Here is a 345-nt window from a genome sequence, read left to right as displayed (position 1 = left end):
AAGCCGCGGAAACCCGCAGCTGGTTGCTGGTGCCCAACGATATTCGTATCCGCCGGGTGATGCTGCCCGCTGGCGATAATGAACTGACACTGACGTCGACACTGGAACCTGGAGTGGTCGACCGTCATCAAACCCGGATGACATTACAGGCGGGCGAGATTGCCTTGTGGCAGGTACGGTCGCTGGGGAATATATCAACAAGCAAATAATCGGCGCCTGTTATGGTTGGCAGTGCGCCGATGATCAATTCAGACCGGCAAATAGTTGTCGAAAAGGGAGAGGATGACCATGTTTAGTAGATTTCGCACGTCCCCGTTGATCACATCACCACGGACGGTGTTACTC

The 345-nt window shown here is 54.2% G+C and carries 1 protein-coding gene; it reads left to right on the top strand.

The features are described 5' to 3' along the window. Window positions 1-209: hypothetical protein (locus Q4563_RS17605; RefSeq protein ID WP_303605419.1), on the top strand; the 209-nt coding region annotated here is incomplete at its 5' end. Window positions 210-345: the final 136 nt, after the last annotated feature.

The organism is Gilvimarinus sp. 1_MG-2023 (genome assembly GCF_030548285.1).
The sequence above is the reverse complement of the archived record's forward strand: the minus strand, read 5'-3'. Positions and strand labels throughout refer to the sequence as shown.